The 1,444-nt window shown below is 39.1% G+C and carries 1 protein-coding gene; it reads left to right on the top strand.

What is annotated here, in order from left to right; genetic code table 11:
• Positions 1-95: 95 nt before the first annotated feature.
• Positions 96-1,444, top strand: a 1,349-nt coding sequence (locus HR057_RS16725) for an IS1182 family transposase (protein WP_173732627.1), incomplete at its 3' end; no start/stop codon positions are given.

The following is a 1,444-nucleotide window of genomic DNA, read 5'->3' as shown; positions in this document are numbered from 1 at the left end:
TCAGCTTGTAGACAAAGTCCCTAACTAGGGGCCAAATCTACAGGCTTTTTTTGTATAATAGGGATAGAATTCTTAGTTAACGGGGGAAATTTAGGATGTTATCGAAGCGTACAGACAATAATCGAAATCAATTGGAAATAGTGGCTCTTGATGAATTGGTTCCAGAAGATCATTTGGTAAGGAAGATTGAACAAGCCATAGATTTTAATTTTATTTACGATCTTGTCAAAGATACCTATTGCCTAGATAACGGAAGGCCTAGTATTGATCCTGTTGTGCTCATTAAAATGGTCTTTGTGCAGTATTTATTTGGTATTCGTTCCATGCGTCAAACGATCAAAGAAATTGAAACCAACGTGGCGTATCGATGGTTCTTAGGATATGGTTTCACAGAGAAAATTCCTCATTTTTCAACGTTCGGCAAGAATTATGTTCGTCGCTTTCAAGGTACTGATTTATTTGAACAGATTTTTTATCGTATCTTAGAAGAAGCGATGAATAAAGGGTTAGTAGACCCTTCTGTTGCCTTTATTGATTCTACACATGTCAAAGCAAGCGCCAATAAAAAGAAGTACGATAAGAAAATTGTCCGGGCAGAAACAAAAAGCTATCAAGCGCAATTAGAGTTAGAGATTAACCAAGACCGCGAAAACCATGGAAAAAAGCCCTATCCCCCGAAAGAGAAGGAAGAAACCAAGGAAATAAAGGTCAGTAAAACAGATCCTGATAGTGGCTATTACGTAAAAGATGAACGGGAAAAGATGTTTGCCTATTCATTTCATACCGCATGTGACGCAAAAGGCTTTGTCTTAGCTACCAAGGTAACGGGAGCGAATATTCATGATAGTCAGGTGTTTGGTCAATTACTCGAACAAGTCATCGAAAAAGTAGGCAAACCAACTGCAGTAGCCGTAGATGCCGGATACAAAACCCCAGCGAATGCGAAAAGTCTATTGGACAAAGAGATTCGTCCCGTTATGCCATATACAAGACCAAGAACAAAAGACGGTTTCTTTAAAAAGTATGAGTATGTATACGATGAACATTATGATTGTTATATCTGCCCAAACAACCAAATTCTTGAATACCGAACCACGACAAGAGAAGGATATCGACAGTACGCTTCTAATCCGGAAATATGTAAAACGTGCCCGTTCTTAGAAAAGTGTACCCAAAATAAAGATCAAATCAAATTCATTCATCGCCACATTTGGGAACATTATGTGGAAGAAGCCGATCATTTAAGGCATACAGAGATCAATAAAAACATATATGAGAAGCGCAAAGAAACGATTGAACGAGTCTTTGCCGATGGAAAAGAGAAGCATGGCATGCGATGGACAACCCTTCGGGGACTGGAAAAATTGTCCATGCAGGCGATGCTTACTTTCGCTGCCATGAACTTAAAGAAAATGGCAAACTGGACATGGAAAAGACCATGTCC

The sequence above is a fragment of the Calidifontibacillus erzurumensis genome (genome assembly GCF_013303125.1).
In the GTDB taxonomy this organism is placed as follows: Bacteria; Bacillota; Bacilli; order Bacillales; family Bacillaceae_J; genus Calidifontibacillus; species Calidifontibacillus erzurumensis.
The sequence above is the reverse complement of the archived record's forward strand: the minus strand, read 5'-3'. Positions and strand labels throughout refer to the sequence as shown.